At 31.6% G+C, this 22,554-nt stretch carries 21 protein-coding genes; 11 read left to right on the top strand and 10 right to left on the bottom strand.

Translation table 11 applies throughout. From position 1 onward, the window contains the following. Window positions 1–51 precede the first annotated feature (51 nt). The gene (locus tag DK442_RS17510; protein ID WP_109437195.1) at window positions 52–2,295 is read right to left on the bottom strand and encodes a penicillin-binding protein 1A; all 2,244 of its coding nucleotides are present in this window, start codon (window positions 2,293–2,295) and stop codon (window positions 52–54) included. 436 nt (window positions 2,296–2,731) lie between these two features. On the opposite strand from DK442_RS17510, the gene DK442_RS17505 reads away from it, so the two are divergent. Both DK442_RS17505 and DK442_RS17500 read left to right on the top strand, forming a co-directional pair. Further along, window positions 2,732–3,010, top strand: coding sequence for a hypothetical protein (locus DK442_RS17505; RefSeq protein WP_109437194.1), 279 nt, complete (start codon window positions 2,732–2,734; stop codon window positions 3,008–3,010). A 491-nt stretch (window positions 3,011–3,501) separates the two neighbouring features. Then, window positions 3,502–4,773, top strand: a complete 1,272-nt coding sequence (locus DK442_RS17500; RefSeq protein WP_109437193.1) for an acyloxyacyl hydrolase — start codon at window positions 3,502–3,504, stop codon at window positions 4,771–4,773. A 5-nt stretch (window positions 4,774–4,778) separates the two neighbouring features. Here DK442_RS17500 and meaB read toward each other — a convergent pair whose 3' ends face one another. The 3 genes from meaB to DK442_RS17485 all read right to left on the bottom strand — a co-directional run bounded on the left by meaB (window position 4,779) and on the right by DK442_RS17485 (window position 6,801). After that, complete coding sequence (gene meaB, locus DK442_RS17495; RefSeq protein ID WP_109437192.1) at window positions 4,779–5,855, bottom strand: methylmalonyl Co-A mutase-associated GTPase MeaB; 1,077 nt, start codon at window positions 5,853–5,855, stop codon at window positions 4,779–4,781. Between the two features lie 88 nt (window positions 5,856–5,943). Further along, window positions 5,944–6,498 (bottom strand): DUF2911 domain-containing protein, encoded by a 555-nt coding sequence (locus DK442_RS17490; RefSeq protein WP_109437191.1) that lies wholly within the window; start codon window positions 6,496–6,498, stop codon window positions 5,944–5,946. Between the two features lie 78 nt (window positions 6,499–6,576). After that, the gene (locus DK442_RS17485) at window positions 6,577–6,801 is read right to left on the bottom strand and encodes a hypothetical protein (RefSeq protein ID WP_109437190.1); all 225 of its coding nucleotides are present in this window, start codon (window positions 6,799–6,801) and stop codon (window positions 6,577–6,579) included. Between the two features lie 290 nt (window positions 6,802–7,091). Here DK442_RS17485 and DK442_RS17480 point away from each other — a divergent pair, with 290 nt between their 5' ends. From DK442_RS17480 to DK442_RS17465, 4 genes are all read left to right on the top strand, one after another. Further along, the gene (locus DK442_RS17480) at window positions 7,092–7,583 is read left to right on the top strand and encodes an RNA polymerase sigma factor (RefSeq protein ID WP_109437258.1); all 492 of its coding nucleotides are present in this window, start codon (window positions 7,092–7,094) and stop codon (window positions 7,581–7,583) included. Further along, complete coding sequence (locus tag DK442_RS17475; RefSeq protein ID WP_109437189.1) at window positions 7,567–8,181, top strand: hypothetical protein; 615 nt, start codon at window positions 7,567–7,569, stop codon at window positions 8,179–8,181. The genes DK442_RS17480 and DK442_RS17475 overlap by 17 nt, the downstream gene beginning before the upstream one ends. Then, the gene (locus DK442_RS17470; protein ID WP_160114239.1) at window positions 8,165–9,535 is read left to right on the top strand and encodes a hypothetical protein; all 1,371 of its coding nucleotides are present in this window, start codon (window positions 8,165–8,167) and stop codon (window positions 9,533–9,535) included. Before DK442_RS17475 ends, DK442_RS17470 begins: the two co-directional genes overlap by 17 nt. A gap of 526 nt (window positions 9,536–10,061) precedes the next feature. Further along, the gene (locus tag DK442_RS17465; RefSeq protein ID WP_109437187.1) at window positions 10,062–10,700 is read left to right on the top strand and encodes a hypothetical protein; all 639 of its coding nucleotides are present in this window, start codon (window positions 10,062–10,064) and stop codon (window positions 10,698–10,700) included. Window positions 10,701–11,055: 355 nt separating this feature from the next. Here DK442_RS17465 and DK442_RS17460 read toward each other — a convergent pair whose 3' ends face one another. Next, on the bottom strand, window positions 11,056–11,406 hold the full coding sequence (locus tag DK442_RS17460) for a DUF6249 domain-containing protein (protein ID WP_109437186.1): 351 nt from the start codon (window positions 11,404–11,406) through the stop codon (window positions 11,056–11,058). A gap of 149 nt (window positions 11,407–11,555) precedes the next feature. On the opposite strand from DK442_RS17460, the gene DK442_RS17455 reads away from it, so the two are divergent. The 4 genes from DK442_RS17455 (at window position 11,556) to DK442_RS17440 (ending at window position 14,626) form a co-directional block, all read left to right on the top strand. After that, entirely contained in the window at window positions 11,556–12,143 is a 588-nt protein-coding gene (locus tag DK442_RS17455; protein ID WP_109437185.1) for an RNA polymerase sigma factor, read from the top strand. Then, on the top strand, window positions 12,127–12,516 hold the full coding sequence (locus DK442_RS17450) for a hypothetical protein (RefSeq protein ID WP_109437184.1): 390 nt from the start codon (window positions 12,127–12,129) through the stop codon (window positions 12,514–12,516). Before DK442_RS17455 ends, DK442_RS17450 begins: the two co-directional genes overlap by 17 nt. Window positions 12,517–12,607: 91 nt before the next feature. Then, the gene (locus DK442_RS17445) at window positions 12,608–13,936 is read left to right on the top strand and encodes an NAD(P)/FAD-dependent oxidoreductase (RefSeq protein WP_109437183.1); all 1,329 of its coding nucleotides are present in this window, start codon (window positions 12,608–12,610) and stop codon (window positions 13,934–13,936) included. A 3-nt stretch (window positions 13,937–13,939) separates the two neighbouring features. After that, complete coding sequence (locus DK442_RS17440; protein WP_109437182.1) at window positions 13,940–14,626, top strand: peptidoglycan DD-metalloendopeptidase family protein; 687 nt, start codon at window positions 13,940–13,942, stop codon at window positions 14,624–14,626. A gap of 102 nt (window positions 14,627–14,728) precedes the next feature. Here DK442_RS17440 and DK442_RS17435 read toward each other — a convergent pair whose 3' ends face one another. The 5 genes from DK442_RS17435 to DK442_RS28465 all read right to left on the bottom strand — a co-directional run bounded on the left by DK442_RS17435 (window position 14,729) and on the right by DK442_RS28465 (window position 21,802). After that, window positions 14,729–16,657: an Ig-like domain-containing protein gene (locus tag DK442_RS17435; protein ID WP_160114238.1), complete on the bottom strand. Its 1,929-nt coding sequence runs from the start codon at window positions 16,655–16,657 to the stop codon at window positions 14,729–14,731. 419 nt (window positions 16,658–17,076) lie between these two features. Beyond that, window positions 17,077–20,448: a preprotein translocase subunit SecA gene (gene secA, locus DK442_RS17430; protein WP_109437180.1), complete on the bottom strand. Its 3,372-nt coding sequence runs from the start codon at window positions 20,446–20,448 to the stop codon at window positions 17,077–17,079. Window positions 20,449–20,682: 234 nt separating this feature from the next. Further along, window positions 20,683–20,904, bottom strand: coding sequence for a DUF2795 domain-containing protein (locus DK442_RS17425; protein ID WP_008272287.1), 222 nt, complete (start codon window positions 20,902–20,904; stop codon window positions 20,683–20,685). Between the two features lie 136 nt (window positions 20,905–21,040). Continuing rightward, window positions 21,041–21,616 (bottom strand): cob(I)yrinic acid a,c-diamide adenosyltransferase, encoded by a 576-nt coding sequence (locus DK442_RS17420; RefSeq protein ID WP_109437179.1) that lies wholly within the window; start codon window positions 21,614–21,616, stop codon window positions 21,041–21,043. A gap of 18 nt (window positions 21,617–21,634) precedes the next feature. Continuing rightward, window positions 21,635–21,802 (bottom strand): hypothetical protein, encoded by a 168-nt coding sequence (locus DK442_RS28465; RefSeq protein WP_167571735.1) that lies wholly within the window; start codon window positions 21,800–21,802, stop codon window positions 21,635–21,637. Window positions 21,803–21,910: 108 nt separating this feature from the next. Here DK442_RS28465 and recR point away from each other — a divergent pair, with 108 nt between their 5' ends. Then, window positions 21,911–22,531 carry a recombination mediator RecR gene (gene recR / locus DK442_RS17415; RefSeq protein ID WP_109437178.1) on the top strand — a complete coding sequence of 207 codons (621 nt, stop codon included), beginning with the start codon at window positions 21,911–21,913 and terminating at the stop codon, window positions 22,529–22,531. The last annotated feature ends 23 nt before the right edge of the window (window positions 22,532–22,554 follow it).

Here is a 22,554-nt window from a genome sequence, read left to right as displayed (position 1 = left end):
TATTTTTCTAGTTAAGAATTTTACAAGAAGCAATTGGCTATATACTACTACTTATGCTTTTCCAAATTTTTTCTTTTTCTTCTTTTTACCAAAAAGACGCTTAAGAAAGTTGTCTCTCTTTTCGGGTTTACAATCAATATCTTTTAATACTTCTTCAGAGATCTCCTCAAATTTACTTTTGGTTATAGGATCAAAAATAGGGTCTTGATTCATTTTTTGATATAGCTTAGCAAAAATGGGTAATGCAGTATTAGCTCCCTGACCTAGTGCTGTTGTTTTAAATCCTATATTATAATTATCGTTTCCAACCCAGGTAATGGATACCAAGTTGGGAGTAATTGCAACAAACCATCCATCTTTATTATCTTGGGTAGTTCCTGTTTTACCGGCAATTGCATTTTCTAATTTGTAAGATGTTCTTAGTCTGGTGGCAGTACCTTCATCTATAGTTGATTTCATCATTTCCAAAAGTACTTGTCTTGTATACTCATTATAAGCCGGTATTTCTGATACTTCAGGTTCAAATGAGGCTATTAGGTTGCCATTTTTATCTTCAACTCTGGAGATATAGTAGGGTTTTACACTCTTTCCTTGATTTACATAACTTGCGTACGCCCCAGATAATTCTTTTAATTTAATACCATCTGTACCTAGAGCCATTGCAGGGTCTTCAGAAAGTGAAGCTGTAATTCCTAATTTTTTTACTTGTTCTACTACTTTAGGGATTCCCACTTCATTAAGTACTTTGACAGCTATAGTATTCACAGAGGTGCTTAGGGCTTTTTCTAACGTAAAATTGAGATAGGGGTCTTCCTCTTCTGAAGCATTTTTTGGAGTCCAGTTCTTAAGATTAGTATATGTAATTTCTTTTGCAGAAAAATAAGTACAAGGTTTCATTCCATTTTCAATTGCGGCTGTGTATACAAAGGGTTTAAATGTAGAACCTACTTGCCTTTCACTTTGTGAAACATGATCATACTTAAAATAACGATAATCTATTCCGCCAAGATAAGTTCTAACCGCACCTGTTTTGGGGTCAATAGCGATCATTCCAGTATTAAGAAATTTAAGATAGTGTTGTAGGCTATCTACAGAAGATATTTTTTTGGTAATATTCCCATTCCATTCAAATAATTCAATGTCTTTTTTTATTGATAGAGAATCTGTAATTTGTTTCTCTGTGAGCCCTTGTTCTTTGTATGTCTTATAAATTTTGAGATTTTTAATCGCATTTTCTGCAAGCTTCTTATTGTTTTTCCATGGAGCCGAGCTTCCATATGATTTTTCATAATTACTTTGTAATACTTGCATATGTTCTTTCATCGCATCCTCTGCCAAAGATTGCATTTTATAATCCATAGTAGTGTAAACAATTAGTCCATCATTGTATATGTCATAAATACTACTGTCTGGTTTCTTATGTTTTTCAAGAATTTTTACTAATTCTTTTTTTACTTCTTCCCTAAAATAAGGAGCTAATCCAAGATCATGATTAAAATGTTGGTAATCGATTTTAATAGGTTGACTCATAGCCTGATTAGATCGATTCGAACTGATATAGTTGTATTTGGTCATCTGTTGTAAAACAACATCTCTTCTTAATTGACTTCTCTCAGGAAAAAGTCTTGGATTATAACTATGATTTGCTTTTAAACTTCCTATGAGAGTAGCAGATTCTGATAAAGTTAATTGATGGGTTGGTTTATTAAAGAATTTTTGAGATGCACTCTCGATACCATATGTGTTATCTGGAAATGGTACAGTGTTGAAATATAATGTAATGATTTCCTGTTTAGAATAGATTTCTTCTATTCTTTTTGCAACAAATGATTCTTTTAGTTTATTAATTACAGTACTAAATATTGTATACTTTTTTCTGCCAAATAGATTTTTAGCTAACTGAAGAGTAATCGTACTTCCTCCCCCTGATGATTTGTCTTGTAATAAAATGGTTTTAAAAAAAACGCGTAACAAACTTTTGTTATCTACACCATCATGTTCATAGAATCTAGCATCTTCTGTTGCTACAAGAGCATCAATAAGATGTTGAGGTAGCTCCTCATATGTAATAGGTTGTCTGTCATAGATATAGTATTTACCAATCAAATGACCATCTTTATCTAATACCTGAGTGGCTTCAGCTTGTTTTAAAGAACTTAATTCTTCTTTATTTGGTAATTTCCCCCAAAAACCAAAATAAATACTGGCATAAAAGCAGACGCATATTAAAATAAGTCCGCCAATTGTGAACAGAAGCCATTTGGTCCATCTTTTTTGTACTATCTTTTTTATCATACCCCAATCTTGACAATAATAACGTTTGAAACACAAAATTATTAAGTAACATTATATAGTATACGAATTTTCTTAAACTCAGGCTTCACAAAATATTTTACTCAATGTATTTGTATTTATGATTTGGAATATTCTAAATTATAAATGTAAATAGATCAGAAAATTTACAATGGTCTCTTTTCTAGTATGTTGTTTTGATTTATAACAAGAAAAAAGAGAAATATTTTTTGTTTTTTTAAAGCTGTTTTTTTGGAAAGTTTCATTTTTTTTAAGTAGACTTGTAGTACTATATTACTCAGTGAAATACTTATTTAATTATTTGAGAATTACTTGAGGTATGTAAAAAGCTTATTCCTCAAGATTTGTGATTTATACTAATACATGCGTGCATGTTATTTGTTATTGTATACGTATTAACCTAAACCTACTACAGATCATGAAAAGAGTAATTGTTGACTACAAGAAATTAAATAAAAACATTTTAAATCTTTTGGTAGAGAAATTTCCAGATGGATATAATGATGATGATATTATCTCATTTAGAAACCAGCATAATGAAGCTATTGAAGCTGTTGAAGTAAAAACAAATGATACAATTTATTTGGTTAAAATTAGTAAGAGGTTAGCTGATTCTATGCAGAGTTTTGATGGCCCAGGTGTTGATATTCCTTCGGCAGTAAGTGATGAACAGGTAGGAGAGTTAGACGTCGAATAGTAATAAGATTATAATTTAATTTTATTCATATTCTTTGCCATTCGACTTTTTTAGGTGTGCCTTTCATAATTGAACTTAAAATACTTTTTAAGAATTTCATAAAAGATAAACCTATCTCTGCATTTTTTTTTCTGCTATGCTTTTGGTGATTAATTCTTCAAGGGTAGAGAAGTATGGAGTAATATTGTATGCCAAATCTAATGAAAGATAGTGTCAATACATCATATTAGCCCTTCCTGAAGTCAATTATCTTAAATACATAAAATGCATACTTTTTTTACTTAGTGAATAGGCGCTAGTACTTTATTATATCTTTTTGTTAAGAAAATGTTATAGAAAACTTAATTTTTTTACTTAATTTACAATCTTTCATTGCATTATATGTGATCAAAAATAAAATAATACTTAAGTAAAAGATTAGTTTAACAAATATAACCTGTCAAAAATTAAGGTAAGGGGAAGCCTGTTTGGAGGTTGTGTAATAAAAGTGAATGAAGCATAAGGGATATTATTTGCTTATTTTTTTTATTGGGATAAAGGTACATAGTCAAATATCTAATAGTACAGATAAGAGACCATTCTTTGTGGTGCCAGAAATTTTAATAGGAAAAACAGGAGAAGCTAATACTGGTTTTCCAGAAACCAAATTACAAAAATCGTTTTTTGTGAGTTTTGGAAGACGTAGTAGAATGATTGATCAACAATGGGCAATCTTATTAGGTTATCCAAAAACGGGAGTTTCACTTGGTGTAACCGATTTTGGGAATACTGAAAAATTAGGAATGGCGTATACAGTAATGCCATTTATTGAAGTTGGAATATTTCGAAAATATTCTAGTAGATGGAATTTAAATATAGGTATGGGGAGTTCCTACATAGATAAGCAATTTCATCCAGATACCAATCCTTTTAATCAAGCCGTTACCACAAAAATTAATTGGGCTTTTAGATCATTTGTTTATTATGATATATTTAGGAAAGAGGCACTAAATTGGCGTTTGGGTGTTGGATATACCCATTATTCTAATGGACATACAAGATTACCAAATCAAGGACTTAATTCATTTCTAGTTAGTTTATCTTCTAGTATAGGAAAAGAAGACAAAATTTCTGATAAAGATCGAATCATTCAAAAAGAGAAAAGAATTCGTTCTTCAGAAACTTATTTTTCTGGAAGGATAGGGATTGGTCAAAATGTACTTTCTCGTATTTATAATGATAAAAAAGAAGTATATTCAATAGCGTTGTCTGCTGGTAAAATTATAAACAGAACTTTTAAGTTTGGCGCTGGGTTTTATTATCGATTTTATGAACAATATTATGATCATATAAATGAAAATGGACCGCTAATAAGCGAGCAAGTACCTAATTTTAGAGATAACCCTTACCGATATGCAACAAATTTAGGTTTTTTTGCAAGTACAGAGTTTTTAATGGGGCATGTGGGAGTAGAAATAGACCTTGGTATAAATATTTATAAACCTTTTTATAAAATTGACTGGCAACTTAGTCAAGGATATTTCTTTAAAGGAGAATATACCAGACTTGGAGAATTAGACTCATATTACCAAATAAAACGAACTATATCGTCAAAGCTAGAGATAAAATACTATTTGTTTAATACTAACAAGTCTCCTAAGAATAATATCTATATCGGGGCTAGTATTAATGCTAACCTAGGACAAGCTGATTTTTCTGATCTTAGTATAGGGTATGTATATCGATTTAATTTTAAAGAAAGAAAACACACACGTTCTAATTAAGCTGCTTACTTTTCTTTACTCAATTCTAATAAATAATGTGCAGCAGCAAAAGGAGTAATTTTGTTTTGTTGGACCCCTTGGATTTGTGAATTTAATTCATCTTTGATTTTTGGGTTATTATAAAATGAACTTTTTAGTTGTTCTTCTATAGTTTGCAGAAGCCAAAATTTATTTTGCTGAATTCTATTTTCTTCAAAAAAGCCATTTTTAGAAGTGACCTCTTGGTATTTCAGAATCAATTCCCAAATATCTTCAATGCCAGAACCTTCTAAAGCACTGCACGTTAATACTTCTGGAGACCATGTACTTTGTGCAAGTGGGTATAAATGTAATGCTTTTCTAAATTGATTTTTGGCTTTTCTAGCTCTTAATAAGTTGTCTCCATCTGCTTTATTAATGACCAGAGCATCTGCCATCTCGATGATACCTCTTTTAATACCTTGTAATTCATCTCCTGCTCCTGCTAATTTTAGCAATAAAAAGAAATCCACCATACTATGTACTGCTGTTTCACTTTGTCCTACGCCTACAGTTTCAATAATAATAACATCATATCCAGCGGCTTCACAAAGAATAATAGATTCTCTGGTTTTTTGAGCAACTCCGCCAAGGGATTTTCCTGATGGAGAAGGACGAATAAAGGCTTCTGAAGAACGTACAAGTGATTCCATTCTGGTCTTATCTCCAAGAATACTTCCATGAGATATGGTACTACTAGGATCTACGGCCAAAACTGCTACTTTCTTTCCCTTTTGAATTAATAGATTACCCAAGGCTTCTATAAAAGTACTTTTTCCCACCCCAGGAACTCCTGTAATTCCTATTCGTATAGAATTGTTTGCATAAGGAAGACACATTTCAACAAGTTGTTGAGCCTTTTTAGAATGCTTTTGCTTCGTACTTTCAATTAGAGTAATACCTTTGCTTAAAGCCGCGGTGTCTTTATTAATAATTTCGTCAAATATAACTTTTACAGAAACCTCTTTTTGTTGTAGTCTTTTAAATCTATCAATGGCATATCCTGTAGTACTAGAAGGTACTTTGGGAGATTGACTTTTATGTTTGTTTTGATCTTTAGACACAAGATAGCTTTATAGCAAAGTTATAAATTCCTTATTTGGAAACCTGAAAATTAATAGGATTGTGTTATCAAATTAAATAATTAACCTTTTACACTTTAATGGGAACCGCTACTGCAGTTCTATCCCATGCCAGGTAGAGTATGGTAAATTCATTTGCATTTTCAAAATAAATAGAAAACTGTTCTATGATATTTAATAAAGGTTGTGTAGGAACTTCTACAATAAGTGCATCAAACGCTGGATCTCTTTTTGAAGTACCATCCATGTTTACCCCCCATCCATACTCCTGACTGTTAAAAATTACTTTCCAGGATTTTTGATTTGGAATAGTCCATAAAGTATAAGTTCCAGCTTTAAGGGTGGTGCCGTCTACAAAAATGTCTTTATCTGTAGTAAAGGTCGTTGCTTCATTGGCCCCTGTTCTCCATACTTGGTTATAAGGAACCAATTTTCCAAATATTTCTCTATCTTTTTTATATGGGCGATTATAAAATACTGTAAAAGTTGCATCTTTTGCTGTATGGGTAACGATGTCTTCTGGACTATGTTTTTTAGTATTTTGCTTCATAAAATACATTCCTGCAAATCCAATGATTACAAGTCCAAGTAAAATAAAAACTATTCTTTTTAAAAGTTTTGGCATAATAATGTTATTTAATTTTTAAATATAGCCCTTTTACAGTTTAGAACTATGTTTATAAATTCATAAAAAAAGATCAACTTAAAATGATCTGGTTAATCTAGTAATGTTCATTGCATTTACAGCGCAAGTATTTCTGACAGTGGTTAGAACATTAAGCATGTTTTTATTTGGATGTTTGCGCTCAATAAAAGCATCAATATGATGTATTAGTGTTTGAGAGCAGTTAAGGTTTTTTTCTAAAAGATTAAATAGATCTTCAACATCATCATCATTATGTTCTACATTCTTTTTTAAATTATACATGATTTTGTGTGGTTAATAATTAATAAAAGTGTGTATGATAGTCAGTTATAGCCTAAAAACTTACTTATATAATAGTTAATTTTTTATTAATTATTTGATATTCAGCGCTTTGTTGTGAATATATGTTTTTTATGTATAATTTTGCAACACAGTATATGTATATATCGTCTCTATATATGAATACGATTTAAAACTGTTTTTTTAAATAATAATCACTAACCTAAAGTAAATTAAGTTTGTTACAAAGCGAGCTAATAGAACAATGTAGAACTAACGATCGTAGAGCGCAAATGAAACTCTATAATAAATACTGTGATGGTATGTATTATGTAGCATTGCGATTTCTTAAAGATCCGTTTGAGGCAGAGGAAGCTATGCAAGAATCTTTTATTAAGGCATTTACTAGACTTCATCAATTTACTGGTGATGTAACCTTTGGAGCTTGGCTTAAGCGTATTGTTATTAATAAAAGCATTGATATGCTTAAAGCTAAGAAAATGAATATGGTTGCAATTAATGAGCAGGTTATGACTACAGTAGAAGAACAGAATGATTGGTCAGTATCCGATTCTGTAACTGTAGATGAAGTAAAAAAAGCGATTGAGAAATTACCAGAAAAGTATAGATATGCAGTCATGCTGTTTTTGATAGAAGGATATGATCATAATGAAATAAGTGAAGTATTAGATATTACCCCTGTTTCATCAAGAACATTAGTACATAGAGGAAAAAAACAGCTACAGGAACAATTAAAACATTTGAAAGATGGCACAAGATATTAGAGAGCTATTAAAACAAGATAGACAGATTCCTTCAGAAAAAATAAAACAAGGACATGAATTCAGGTTTATGTCTAGATTAGAAAAAGAACTTCCTCAGAAAAAAACACGAAGTTTAAATTATAAATGGCTTAAGATAGCGGCCAGCATAGTTGTGATTCTTTCTATTTCGGTATTAACTTTTAATCAGCTAGGGGGAGAAAGCCCAGAAGGAATAGAAGTAGTTGATGTAAATGATTCTAATGTTGTAAATGCTACAGTGAATTTGAATAAACAATCTTCTACACTTGCAGAAATATCTCCAGAATATCAAGAAGTAGAAAATAGCATATTGACGAGTATAAAATTTCAATTATCACAGATCACGATTGATGATACAAATAGAGAGTTAGTAGAAAGTTTTATGGCTCGATTGGATAATCTTGATAAAGAATATCAAAAACTAAATAGAGAATTAATAGAGGTGGGGCCAAATGTACAAAGCGTAGAGGCTATGATGGAAAACCTAACTATAAGATTATCATTATTAAATAGACTAAAAGACAAACTAAAAGAATTAGAGAGCATTGAAAATGAAAATTACAATGAGATACAAGCTTAATTGTGTTACTGTACTTGGGGTATTGTGCTGTGTAGGATTATTAGCTCAGGATAAACAAGATAAGTTAAATAAAAAATTTACCGTAGATGATGATGTAGTTGTAAATCTAAATACAAGTCATACTAATATTGTTTTTGAAACCTGGAATAAAAATGCAATAGCAGTAGAAGCGTATTTAGAAGGTAGCGGATCTAACGAAAATAGTCAACGTATACTTGATAGTTGGCAAATAAATGTAAGAGGAAATAATCGTGAAGTAACTATTAGTTCTGCCGCTGGTAATTTATGGAGTGGAAATGTTACAGCTTCTAGTATTCGAATGAGCAAAAACTTACAGGAATTAAGAATGTTGGGCCCGGTAATTACTGATATGTTGAGCCCTCTTATGGAGAACATTGAAAAAAATCCTATGCCAAGTGCTCTTTCTGATCATCAAGCTAATGTTAACTACAGTAATGGTAAGGTTAATAAGAATGATGAAAAATATATTCAACAATGGGAGAGCCAAATACGAGAAAAACTTAGCGATGATGTAAGTAAGGAAAACCAAAAATGGGCTCAGTTTGATAATACATCAAAAGGAGTGACTGGTCAAAAAGAAATTCGTGTAGAAACTTGGGGAGAACAATACGGTAGACAGATGGATGCTTGGTCTACTCAATTTTCAAAAGATGTTGAAAATCAACAAAAAGGAACTGCTAATATTACAGTATATCAATATAGTGCCAGAAAAATAAATACAAAGAACACCAGTAAAATTATAAAAATACGTATGCCCAAAGGAGCTAAGTTAAGACTTAATATCCGTCATGGGGACGTACAATTAGCAGAAAAATCTAATGATATTAGAGCATCTCTATCGCATACAAAGCTTTCTGCTAATGTAATTGATGGTAAACAGACGTTTATTAAAGCTTCTTACTCCCCGGTATTTGTAAGAGAATGGAATAACGGTCGACTTGTGGTAAATTATGTGAAGAATTGTAGAATTCAAAATGCTAAGAATTTATTGGTCAATGCAGATTCTAGTAACATTTATATTCAGGAGCTTAGCGAAAATGGTGCCATCTCAGGAAGTTTTGGTGTGATTACCATTGCTAAGTTAGGAGAATCTTTCTCTACTTTGGATTTGGCAGTTCAAAACAGTGATTTTAAGTTAAACTTACCAGATACAGCATTTAACTTATCATATACTGGAGCACAAAGTATAATTTCTTTACCCAAAACGTTAGAAATAAATACTAGAAAGAATTTTGGAAACGTTTTTATTAATGGGTTTAAAAAAACACGTAGTACAGACAAAATGATCACTATTAATGCAAAATATAGTGAAGTTGTATTAAATAATAAATAGTTTTTCGTAGTAAGTAATGTAGTGTTAATTATAAGAAAGCTCTATCGGTTTTTTAAACTGATAGGGCTTTTTTAGTCATTATATGTAGTAAATGTTTCCCTGCAATTAAAAAGATATGATAACCTTTTACAAGCGGTAAAACAAAAAATATTTACTACAGTTGATTGATTAATGGTATTGTATTTACACTCAGATAATATTAAATCTAAAGTATCAAATTGCATTTTTTGTACTTAATTATACAGAATAAAACGTAAGAATGATAGGTAGATGTTTCTTTTAATCTAGTGAATAATGCTTTTTATCTGGTTTTTTTAGTATTCGATAAGTGTAATCTATTAAAAATCAATTAATTAACATTAAATAAAGGAAAATTTAACATTTTTTGTGTCTTTTGTCGAAAAACAAAAACGTTTGATCTAAAAGTCTGATTTTTAATTTGTTTAACAATAATTATGTAATATCATTGTATGGTAAAACCGTAATAAATTAATATTAAACTTTATTACGAATAAAGAATACAAAGATGAAATTGATAGCATATATTTTTAGTTTATTTTTATTCTTAAACAGTTATGCAAATGACATGGATCAATCTTTAGAAGTAGAGATGGATGGTCTAGTAGTGATGGTTGTAGATTTTCAAGAGGGAGATAAAATTAAGTTATTTGAAGTAGAGACTGGAGACCATGTTTTATCAAAAACACATGGAGAGATAGATCTTAGTCAATTACCAATGGGATCTTATTTGTTAGAAAATAATGAAGGTAGATCAGTAGTTATCGAGCGTTTAGAGGAAGAAATTAGTATTGAAGGAGTTATTGAGCATAGTGAAACTGATTTTGTATTAGAAAATGATAGTGAAAGAACTTTTGTTCCTGCAGATATTAATGTAGAACAAGAATTTATCCATTACTATGAAAACGCAGAAACAAATCTTCTTGCTGTAGAAAGAGAAGGAGATATAGTTAAAGTGATAGATTTTGAAGACGGAGATAAAATTAAGTTATTTGAAGTGAAAAATACAGTTCATGTTTTATCTAAAACAACAAATTATGTTGATTTAAGTCAATTGCCTGCAGGTGTGTATGTTTTAGAAAATGATAGAGGAGATTCTGTAGTATTAGAGAAGTTTGTGGACGAAGATCAAGTGGCAGATATGTAATAATAAATTGATAGATATAAAAAAAGCCTTTCATAATTTGAAAGGTTTTTTTGTGTATTAATATATTTTGATCAATTAGGCATTCTTATTTTTAGAACAGTGTTATATAGCATCGGTTTACGTTTTATTTAAAATAAATGGTGAACGATAAAATAATGTATATGAATAAGGATAGAGGGTCTATGAAAGAAAGAAGTTATTGATGCTTTACATTAGGTTTGTTATGTCTTTATTTTGCGTAAGATATACAAAGACAAAGATGTATAAAGATATATGAAGAATAAAAAATAGGTAAAAAAACTATGCCTGTACATCATTGTACAGGCATAGTTTTTTTACAAAAACAAAGGCTTGTTTATTTGTCTAAGTTTTTAGTCATGTTAAAGCCAGTAAATAATCCTACTCCAGCCATTAAAAAGATTGTTCCTGGATATGCTATATCTTCATCAACACCGATAGATAAATGTAAAATTCCAGCTATAAAAATCCCAATCCCAATTCCCATTAATAATAAGGATAGGTTTAAGATAAAAACTTTCCATATAGGGGTAACTCTTTTCTCTTTGCTACTATAAAAGATAGAAGCATCTGCCCCTTTTTCTATAAGTGCCATGCGTTCTTTATTTCTAGCTGCAATAAATAAATAGAATATTCCAAAAATAGATCCAAATATGGATAATGGTATTAGTGCTTCGATAAAACTCATAATTTTTGATTTAAATGATTATACTGTTCGTTTTCTAATTAAGACGAAGTATGATTCAAAGCGGTTACAAAAAAAGATAAAAAATATATTTTGTACTTTTTATTAAAATTTATGTAACCTATGCTTATACGCTATCGTCTTATGAAGAAATGAACCATCAATCAGATCAATATTATATCAATCAAGTTCTCGAAGGGCAGGTGAATGCTTTTTCTGTTTTGATAGAGCGTTATCAGAACTTAGTGTACACTGTAGTATATCGTATGATCAAAAATAAAGAAGAAGCAGAAGAAGTGGCGCAGGATTCTTTTATAAAAGCATTTAAATCTCTAGATAATTATAGAGGAGATGCGAAATTTTCTACTTGGTTGTATACTATAGCATACAGAAAGAGTTTGGATGCTTTGAAGAAGAGTAAGCGTATGATAACCTCAGAACTTATCGAAGAAATTAATGAGGGTGAAATAGAATTGGTAAATGATGCATTAAATTATTTACAAGCCAAAGAACGAAAAAAGATAATTTCAGATAGTATAATGAAGCTTGCTAAAGATGAAGCTGCTATCATAACATGGTATTACTTTGACGAAAAAAGTGTAAAAGAGATTGTTGAAATGACGGATCTAACGGCAGATAATGTGAAAATAAAACTCTATCGTGGTAGAAAAAAACTATATTCGATATTGAAATATCACATTTCTCCAGAAATTAGTAGTAAAAATGGAAGAGCAATATAAAAATGATATCCAACATTTGGTTAAAGAGGCAGGATTAGAATCTCCTTCTGCAAATTTTATGAATAATATAATGAAGGAAATAGAAGTTTCTTCTCAAAAATCATTGAATTACACTCCCTTAATATCAAAAAAAACATGGTTGATAGTTGCTTTGGTGATTGTGTCAATACTAGGGATTTTGTTGCTTTTGTCTGATAATGAAGTATCTATTTTGCATACCATTGACTTTTCTTTTTTAAAGGTTATAGATCTGGATAATCCATTTTCAGACTTTACACTTCATAAGACAACCCTCTATGGTATATTATTTCTCGCACTTTTATTTTTTGTACAAATACCAATACTAAAGAGAAGAATAGATAGTAGTTTTTAGAGGTGATTAGTATATCTCCCCGGAAATATTTTTTAAACTGCAACACATTTTCTATTTTACAGATCTATTAATTAGGGATCATATCATCTAAATGGAAAGAAGAATTTGTGTTATAGGAGCAGGTCCTAGCGGAATAACAGCGCTAAAAAATATAAAAGATAAGGAGCTTAATGTCATCTGCTTCGACAGAAATAATGAAGTAGGAGGTAATTGGATCTATTCAGAAGAAGAAAGCCATTCTAGTGTTTTTGAAACTACCCATATTATAAGTTCTAAAATATTATCACAATATGAAGATTTTACTTTTGACGATTTTGATGAAACAGTAGCCGATTATCCTTCTCATGACGAGTTAAGACGTTATTTTCAAGCCTATGCCAGACATTTTGAGCTATACCCTTATATTCAATTTGAGACTTCGGTAAAACATTGTAAACGTATACATAAAAATGAATGGCATATTACTATAACACATAAGGGAAAACAGTATATAGAGATTTTTACAGATTTAGTGATTTGCAATGGTCATCATTCTGTACCTAGAGTACCAGAATATCCAGGTATGTTTACAGGTCAGTTTATACATTCTCATCATTATAAAAAAGCTTCGCCTTTTGCAGATAAAAGAGTTTTGGTAATCGGTGGTGGTAACTCTGCTTGTGATGTGGCAGTAGAAACTAGTAGGGTAAGTAAAAAAACAAGTATTAGCTGGAGGAGAGGCTATCGTATTATCCCTAAATTTTTCTTTGGACTACCCTCTGATATTGTAGGAGCTCGTTCATCATGGATGCCTGTAAAAATTAGAAGCTGGCTTAATGACAAATTGTTAAACTTGATGTTAGGTAAAAATAAGCTATATGGATTACCAGAAGTGAAAACAAAATTTGGAGAAACACACCCAACAATAAATGATGAATTATTATATAAAATTCGTCATGGTAAAGTACATCCTAAGAAAGATATTGAGCGACTAAATGAGAAGATGGTTTATTTTAACGATGGTACGAGTGAAGAGTTTGATGTAATCATAGCTTGCACAGGATATATTTTGAAACATACATTTTTTGATAGATCGTTTATTGATTATAGTAGCGGACCAGTGCCTTTGTATTTAAAAATGTTTCATCAAGAATATCATGATCTGTTTTTTATTGGGATGTTTCAACCTTTAGGCTGTATTTGGCCGGGAGCAGAATTACAGAGTAAGATTTTAGCAAATTATTTAGTGGGAGAATGGGAAATGCCTTCTACTATTGAAAAACTGTGCCGACGTGAAGTGACTCATCCACATTATAAGCAAATTAATACGCCTAGACATACTATAACAGTGGATTATCATTTGTTTAAGAAAGCATTGCTAAAACAATTACCCAAAAAATGGAAGTCGAAAATACCAAAAACTATTTCACAAAGTACTTAGATAATGAATGATAATTTTAAAAAAAAGATAAAAAATATCTCACATGATTTTATTTCTGTGGTAGATTCAGAATTCGTTAAAGAAGATTATGTTGCGATTGATCTTTCTGCCACCAATCCAGATTTAGATACTATAAATGTATCCTCTTCAAGAGCATTTGAGGTGTATATAAAGGAATATATAGCTCAAAACAAAGCAAAGGTAGCTTATGGTGGTTATAATGAAGTAAGGGGGATTTATAGCAGGAGTTCTCATTTTAATCAGCATAATCCAGAAACAGAACGTAATATTCATTTGGGGATAGATATTTGGTGTGATGCAGAAACCAAAATACTCGCCCCTCTTGATGGTAAAATTCATAGCTTCAAAAACAATAATAATTTTGGAGATTACGGGCCAACCATTATTCTAGAACATGCATTAGATGATGTTGTGTTTTATAGCTTGTATGGGCATTTAAGTTTAGGGTCACTTTCAGGAATTACTGTTGGAGACCCTGTAAAAGCGGGACAAACTATAGCTGCTTTGGGAACTGCATCAGTAAATGGAGATTATGCTCCTCATTTGCATTTTCAGGTTATTAAAGATATGCAAGGAAATATTGGAGATTACCCTGGAGTTTCTAATAAAAAAGACCTGGAGTTTTATTTGCAAAATTGCCCAGACCCTAATCTTTTGTTGAAAATATAGTTGTTTAATACTATGTACCCCACTAAAAAAAAATATTCTATAAAAATAAAGGTGCTCATTTAATGAACACCTTTGTCTTTTTAGTATTAGAGCTATACAAAATTAATCTAGTATAACACTATCTATAGGAATAGTTAGCGTTTTTCTTGGCCCTTGATTATTAGTAATATCAAGATCTAACTGTTGTAAGAAAAAATCTTGACTATTAAAAAGCCTAACTTCCACAATGCTAATAGTCACTTTACCATCTGCAGGCATCTGAAACTTTATTGCTTCAGCGTAAGCATCTACATATTTTGTTCCATCAGGATTTTCTGAAACATTTATCTGTACTATGTCTGTTGGATTAGATTGATTTAGTAATTCTGTGCCAGAACTATCTTTCACAGAATATTGTATAGTCATTTCTGTGAATTGAGCACTAGATTGTGGATCCACATCTAAATATGCAAATAATTGTATAACTACTTCAGAATTTGCAGGAGCAGTATATAAACCTGTATTTTGATTAAGTGTTATAGGGTCTGCGATAACATTAAAATCTCTAGTTTCCGAGATTGAATTATCTTCTACCGAGGTAATAATAACACTTGTGTTCCCTGGGGTGATGGCCTTGGCAAACCCTCTTGATATTTCTAAAATACTTGGATTAGTTGACGTGAATATAAGTTCTTGATTTGTGGCATCTACTGGTAGTATTTTTGGATAAAGATTCTGTTGTTGCCCAACAAATAATGAGCGTGGATTATCATAGTAAAAAATAAAATCGGTAATTGGGATAGGGTTTTTTACCACACGTAACATTACAGAATCGGTCAAATCAGGATTGCTGGCAGATGTTGCTGTAATGGCTACGGTTCCTAATGCCACACCAGCTACATTGCCATCATTGTCTACAGTCGCAATGCTCGTATCGCTCGAAGTAAATACAAAATCTCTTATATCATCTGGTTTTACATTAAAGTCATTGATTTGAATTTTTTGTACGCCACCAATTAAAATAGAAGATCTTCTTGGTTGTGTGGAGATAAATCGATCACCATTTGGTATTCTTTCAGTTACTGTTATTTCTATTGATTGGGTTATTTGGGGATTGTCTACCGAGGAGGCAGTAATTGTAATTACTCCTATTTTTGGTTTAGTGTGTACATAACCAGATTCATCTACTGTGGCGATTGATTCATCACTACTTGTCCAGTTAAGATCTACAGCATTTGCATCTATAGGAGAAAATATAGGGATTAATTGTAACCAATCGCTTGCTGGGTAGCTTATTGATGCCCCTCTAAAAAATGCGAAACCAGTTAAAGGGATTTCATCTGAGCTGGGTAATGTTGTGAATTCAAAATCTAAAGCAACTGATTTTTGATTCGTACTTATTGCTAACAATATTCCTTTGTACAATGTTTTGGGTTCTAAATTTTCAAAAGTGTACGTGTTATTTGTAAGACTATTGGCAATTAAATCTCCTTCTAGATATATGTTATAAGTGATTTGAGATCCATCACTTATAGTAGCTGTATCCCAATTAAGCGTTGCACCATTATTGATTATACTATTTACTGTAATATTCGAAATTTCTGGTGTTGGAGCACTAGGATCTGCAAATTGTTTCGTTTTAACAATAAAAGAGATAGGATCTAATTCAATACTTTCTTTAGCATTTTTATGATTGGTCTTACTATTTAATAATAAAGTTTTACTATCTACAGTTTTTGGTACAATACGACCAGAATATTCTGTATTTGCTTCTAATTTAGTTAAAGTGTAATCTGTATCTTCGTTACTGTCCTTAATTTTGGTATCCCCCAAATAAATGTCATATACTACCTCTTCGTTATTTGGTCCGGAAACCGCTGACCATTTTAGATTAACCAAATTAAATGAAATATCATTATCCTCGAATTGAATGTCTGAGTTTTCAGAATTTTCATTGTCGGGGTTTATAGGATCAGCTTCATCTTCACTACAACCTATCCCTAATAGAACTATCGATAAGAAAAGTATCGATTTTGTTATATATTTTTTCATAGCAAATGAATAGTGATTTACATTAGTATTGTGACTCTGCATATTTGATTGTTTCTTAGACATCATAATATTAGAATGTTTGTTTAGAATTTTAATTATTTTTTGTTTTCCCCAAAACCATCTTCTTTAGTAGAAGGTGTATTATACACGTTTAATTTTAAAAGGCAACGCTTCCTTTATTTTTTACAAAAAAAGTAAATGTAGAGAAAGATGGTACGTATTAACAAAGTAAGATTAGTGATATTTATAAATTTGGACTAGTTTATGAGGTGTTTGCTGAAGAGTAAGTTGTTGTTTTTGATTGGTTTATGGGTTTTTGGATATAGAAATACACATCAATCAATATAGTTTAAGTAAAAAACAAAAAACCTGAAGAATTAACTTCAGGTTTTTAAATAATGTATAGAGTTTATACAGTTTTATTCGTTAACCAAAACCCATTCTCCTTTTTCGATTAATGGGATAGCTTGTTTGTATTTTACGGTTTTGTTCTCTCCACTCATTACATGTTTGATAGTAACTCTGTCGTTACGTCCGATTTTTGGTTGTTCACGTACAATAGTCTCAGTAACTTGTGGTTGGCCTTGAGTTTGCCCTGCAGCTCTATTTTGAGCGGCACGCTCATCCATATTAGGTATTTCTTCTTTAGAAGTTTCCAGGTTTTCTCTTTTTCGTACTTGACGAGCTTCAGAAATGTCTTGTGAGTCGCCAGTTGGTAATTCACCCTTAAATAAAAATGAAATAACATCTTTATTAACTTCTTCAATCATTACTTTAAACAATTCAAAAGCTTCAAATTTGTAAATTAGTAATGGATCTTTCTGTTCATGAACTGCTAATTGTACACTCTGTTTTAATTCATCCATTTTACGAAGATGAGTTTTCCAGGCATCATCAATAATAGCAAGTGTAATATTTTTTTCGAAATCAGTAATTAATTGTTTTCCTTCAGTTTCACATGCTTTCTTTAAGTTTGTGATTACTTCAAGACTTTTTACTCCATCTGTAAAAGGAACTCTGATTGGAATTTTATCAACATCTGGATTGCTTTTAGATAAGTTTTCATATACTTGTTTAAGTACAGGGTAAGCCGTATCAGCGTTACGTTTCATTTTATCCTGATAATGCTGATATGCTACTTTATATACTTCTCCGGCAATTTTCTGCGCATCCATTTTTTCAAATTCCTGTTCAGAAATCGGACTACTCATAGAAAAGTATCGAATCAATTCAAATTCAAAATTTTTAAAATCTTGTGCTCCTTTGTTTCCTTCTGTGATTACTTCTACAGTATCATAGATCATATTGGCGATATCCACACGAAGACGTTCCCCAAAAAGTGCATGATAACGACGTTTGTACACCACTTCACGTTGAGCATTCATCACATCGTCATATTCTAGAAGTCGTTTACGTACTCCAAAATTATTCTCTTCAACTTTTTTCTGGGCTCTTTCAATAGATTTAGAGATCATAGAGTGTTGAATTACTTCTCCCTCTTTTAATCCCATTCTATCCATCATTTTTGCAATTCGTTCAGAACCAAATAAACGCATTAAGTTATCTTCTAAGGACACATAGAACTGTGAACTTCCTGGATCTCCTTGACGACCAGCACGACCACGTAATTGTCTATCTACACGACGAGAATCATGACGTTCTGTTCCTACAATTGCAAGACCTCCCGCAGCTTTGACTTCGTCTGATAATTTGATATCGGTACCACGTCCTGCCATATTGGTTGCAATAGTTACAACTCCTGGATTACCAGCTTCAGCTACAATATCAGCTTCTTTTTTATGAAGTTTTGCGTTTAAGACATTATGTGGGACTTTACGAATAGTAAGCATTCGACCTAATAATTCAGAAATCTCTACAGAAGTTGTACCAATTAATACAGGTCTTCCTGCTCGAGATAACTCTGTAACTTGTTCTATAACAGCATTATATTTTTCACGTTTGGTTTTGTATACCAAATCTTCCATGTCTTTTCTGGCAATAGGTCTGTTGGTTGGTATTTCTACAACATCTAATTTATAGATTTCCCAAAGTTCTCCAGCTTCAGTTACTGCAGTACCAGTCATCCCAGATAACTTACCGTACATTCTGAAGTAATTTTGAAGAGTTACCGTTGCAAAAGTTTGAGTTGCGTCTTCAATTTTTACGTTTTCTTTTGCTTCAATTGCCTGATGTAACCCATCACTATATCGACGTCCATCCATGATACGACCTGTCTGTTCGTCAACAATTTTTACCTTATTGTCCATAACCACATATTCAACATCTTTTTCAAATAAAGAATATGCTTTTAATAATTGGCGAAGGGTATGAATACGTTCACTCTTTACACTATAGTCTCTAAAAAGATCTTCTTTCTTTTCTGCTTCGTCTTCTTTGGATAATCCTTCACCTTCGATTTTGGCGATTTCCATTCCAATCTGTGGTAAAACAAAGAAATCAGGATTTTCTTTACCAGAAAGATAATCTACTCCTTTATCAGTAAGATCTATTTGGTTGTTTTTTTCTTCAATTACATAATATAAATCGGCATCAATCTTGTGCATTTCACGATTGTTGTCCTGCATATAGAAATTTTCTGTTTTTTGAAGTAGTTGTTTAACTCCTTCTTCACTTAAAAACTTAATCAATGCTTTGTTTTTAGGAATTCCTCGATATACCTGTAGTAATTTAAACCCACCTTCTTTAGCGTCTCCTTCTTTTATTAGTTTTTTGGCTTCTGCAAGGACTGTAGTAAGGTACTTTTGTTGTACAGAAACAACATCTGCAATTTTTGGTTTTAACTCATCAAATTCATGAACATCTCCTTTTGGAATAGCTCCGGATATAATAAGAGGTGTACGTGCGTCATCAATTAATACAGAATCTACCTCATCAATAATAGCATAATTATGAGGGCGTTGTACTAAATCCTCTGGTGCATGAGACATATTATCTCTTAAATAATCAAAACCAAATTCATTGTTGGTACCGTATGTGATATCAGCATTATAAGCAGCTCTACGCTCTGCAGAGTTAGGTCTATGGTTATCAATACAATCTACCGTAAGTCCGTGAAATTGAAAAATAGGTGCCATCCACTCGCTATCACGACGGGCAAGATAATCATTTACAGTAACCAGGTGAACCCCATTACCAGATAGTGCATTAAGATATACAGGAAGCGTTGCTACCAGAGTTTTTCCTTCTCCTGTTTGCATTTCTGCTACTTTTCCTTCATGCAATGTGACTCCTCCTACAAGTTGTACATCGTAGTGTACCATATCCCATTTTACTTCTTTACCTGCAGCATCCCAGCTTGTAGACCAAATTGCTTTTTCGCCGTCAAGGGTGATATGGTCTCTGGTTCCAGAGAGTTCACGATCGTATGCAGATGCAGTAACTTCTATTGATGTATTCTCAGCAAAACGTTTTGCAGTTTCTTTTACAACGGCAAAAGCTTCGGGAAGGATATCGTTTAAAGCTTTTTCTGTAGCTTTGTATGCATCTTCTTTTAAGACATCAATTTCACCATAAATATCTTCTTTTCTATCAATATCTTCTGTGTCATCAGCTTCTTTGATAAGTACTTCAATCTTTTCATTGATTTTTTCACGAGCTTCATTAATGCTATTTTTGAATTCAATAGTTTTAGCACGTAATTCATCATGAGAAAGGCTAGATAATGCCTTTTCTGCTTGTTTTATAAGTTCAACCTTTGGTTGAATCTCTTTAATGTCTTTTTTGGATTTATCTCCAACAAATACTTTTAATACAGAATCTAAAATTCCCATAATATATGGTTGTGTTGTTTATTGAGATTTTAATTTCAAAATGAAACTAATTGGTTTAACCTACTAAATGAGGTAACGTCAAGTCTGATTCCAATCATTTTGGAATACATGCTTATCTCAAGACCTAAAAAGGTCTGATTATACAATACTTTTAAGCAGTAAATAACCACAAAAGCGGCGTAATTTACGCAAAAAAAAAGCCTCTTGCGAGACTTTTAATACTATTTCATTTATTTAATATTCATCCTCATTCCAAAGATAATCTTCATCGGTAGGATAATCAGGCCATATTTCCTCTATAGAGTCATATGAATCTCCTTCATCTTCAATTGCTTGCAGGTTTTCTACAACCTCTAAAGGTGCTCCAGTACGAATTGCGTAATCTATCAACTCGTCTTTTGTAGCTGGCCAAGGTGCATCACTTAAATATGATGCTAATTCTAAAGTCCAATACATATGCTTACTGGTTTAATTTTTTGCAAAAATAATTTTTTAGTTTAAAAAGTCAAGTAAAAAATTAATTATTTAAACAATAATTATAAGAACGTGATTTTTTAGGGTTTCCTATAAGAAACTTTTTAACAGTAGAATTTTAAGATTTTTTTGCGGGAATCCATTTTATTTCTTCTGCTCTTAAATCGTGGGACAACTTTCGTGCCAGTACAAAAAGGTAGTCAGATAGTCGGTTTAGGTATTGTAATGTAGCTTCTTCAAAAGGTGATATTTCATATAATGCTGTCGCTAAACGCTCAGCTCTTCTGCATACACAACGAGCAATGTGACAGAATGACACAGTTTGATGGCCTCCAGGTAATACAAAATGTGTCATTGGTGGCAAAGATTCATTCATACGATCAATTTCATTTTCCAGAAGTTCTATGTCTTCTATAGAAATAGTAGGTATATTAAGTCTTTTCTGACCACTTTTAAGAATAGCTTTTTCTGGATCAGTTGCTAAAACAGCTCCTACAGCAAAAAGTTTATCTTGTATTTTAATTAATACTTGTTTACTGAGTTCATCGATTTTTTGATCTCTGATAAGACCTATATGTGAATTTAGTTCATCAACAGTGCCATAACTATCTATACGAATATGATGTTTGGGAACTCTGGTTCCTCCAAATAGAGCAGTAGTTCCTTTATCACCTGTTTTTGTATATATCTTCATTTGAATTATATTTTAATACTATTTATTTTTCTTTTTCTTTAAATAATTCTTTCTAAAATTACGCTTATCACGATCATACAGCTTGCTTTTGTTTCGTTTTGTATTCCATGAAATGATAATAAATAAGACAGCAATGATAATAACCACTAAGATGAGTTGTGTTTCTTCAGAAAGAGCATCTAACATTATTCCTACTTTTTAGGTAAAAGTAGCAAAAAACGTTTCAACCGCATAGTAAGAATACTATAGTATTTATAAAGCGATCTTCATTAAAAATGTTAAATTTGTTGTGCTATGGAATTTTCTTCAAAATTATTAGAAAACGCAGTTTATGAAATGTCGCAATTACCCGGTATAGGAAAACGTACGGCATTGAGGTTGGTATTACATTTGCTGAGACAACCTGAAACTCAAACAGAACATTTGGTAAAAGCTCTGGGGGCATTACGTCAAGATATTAAATTTTGTAAAACATGTCATAGTATCAGTGATACAGACACTTGTGATATTTGTAGTAATCCCAATCGAATTCGTGAGATTATTTGTGTCGTAGAGGATATACGTGATGTTATGGCTATTGAGAGTACAGGTCAATATAGAGGATTGTATCATGTTTTAGGAGGAAAAATAAGCCCACTAGATGGTATTGGGCCGCTTGATCTTAATATCACTTCTCTAATCGAAAAAGTTAAATCAGGAATGGTAAGTGAATTAATATTTGCATTAAGTGCTACTATGGAAGGAGATACTACCAATTTTTATATGTATAAGCAATTAGAAGGAATAGATATAAAAACTTCTACTATTGCAAGAGGAATTGGAGTTAATGATGAATTAGAATATGCAGATGAGGTTACCTTAGGACGAAGTATTTTGAATCGAATTCCTTTTGAAAATGCATTAAAAAGTTCATAATTCTTTTAAATAAAAAGCTAATA

This window comes from Aquimarina sp. AU119, assembly GCF_900312735.1.
Classification (GTDB): domain Bacteria; phylum Bacteroidota; class Bacteroidia; order Flavobacteriales; family Flavobacteriaceae; genus Aquimarina; species Aquimarina algiphila.
The sequence above is the reverse complement of the archived record's forward strand: the minus strand, read 5'-3'. Positions and strand labels throughout refer to the sequence as shown.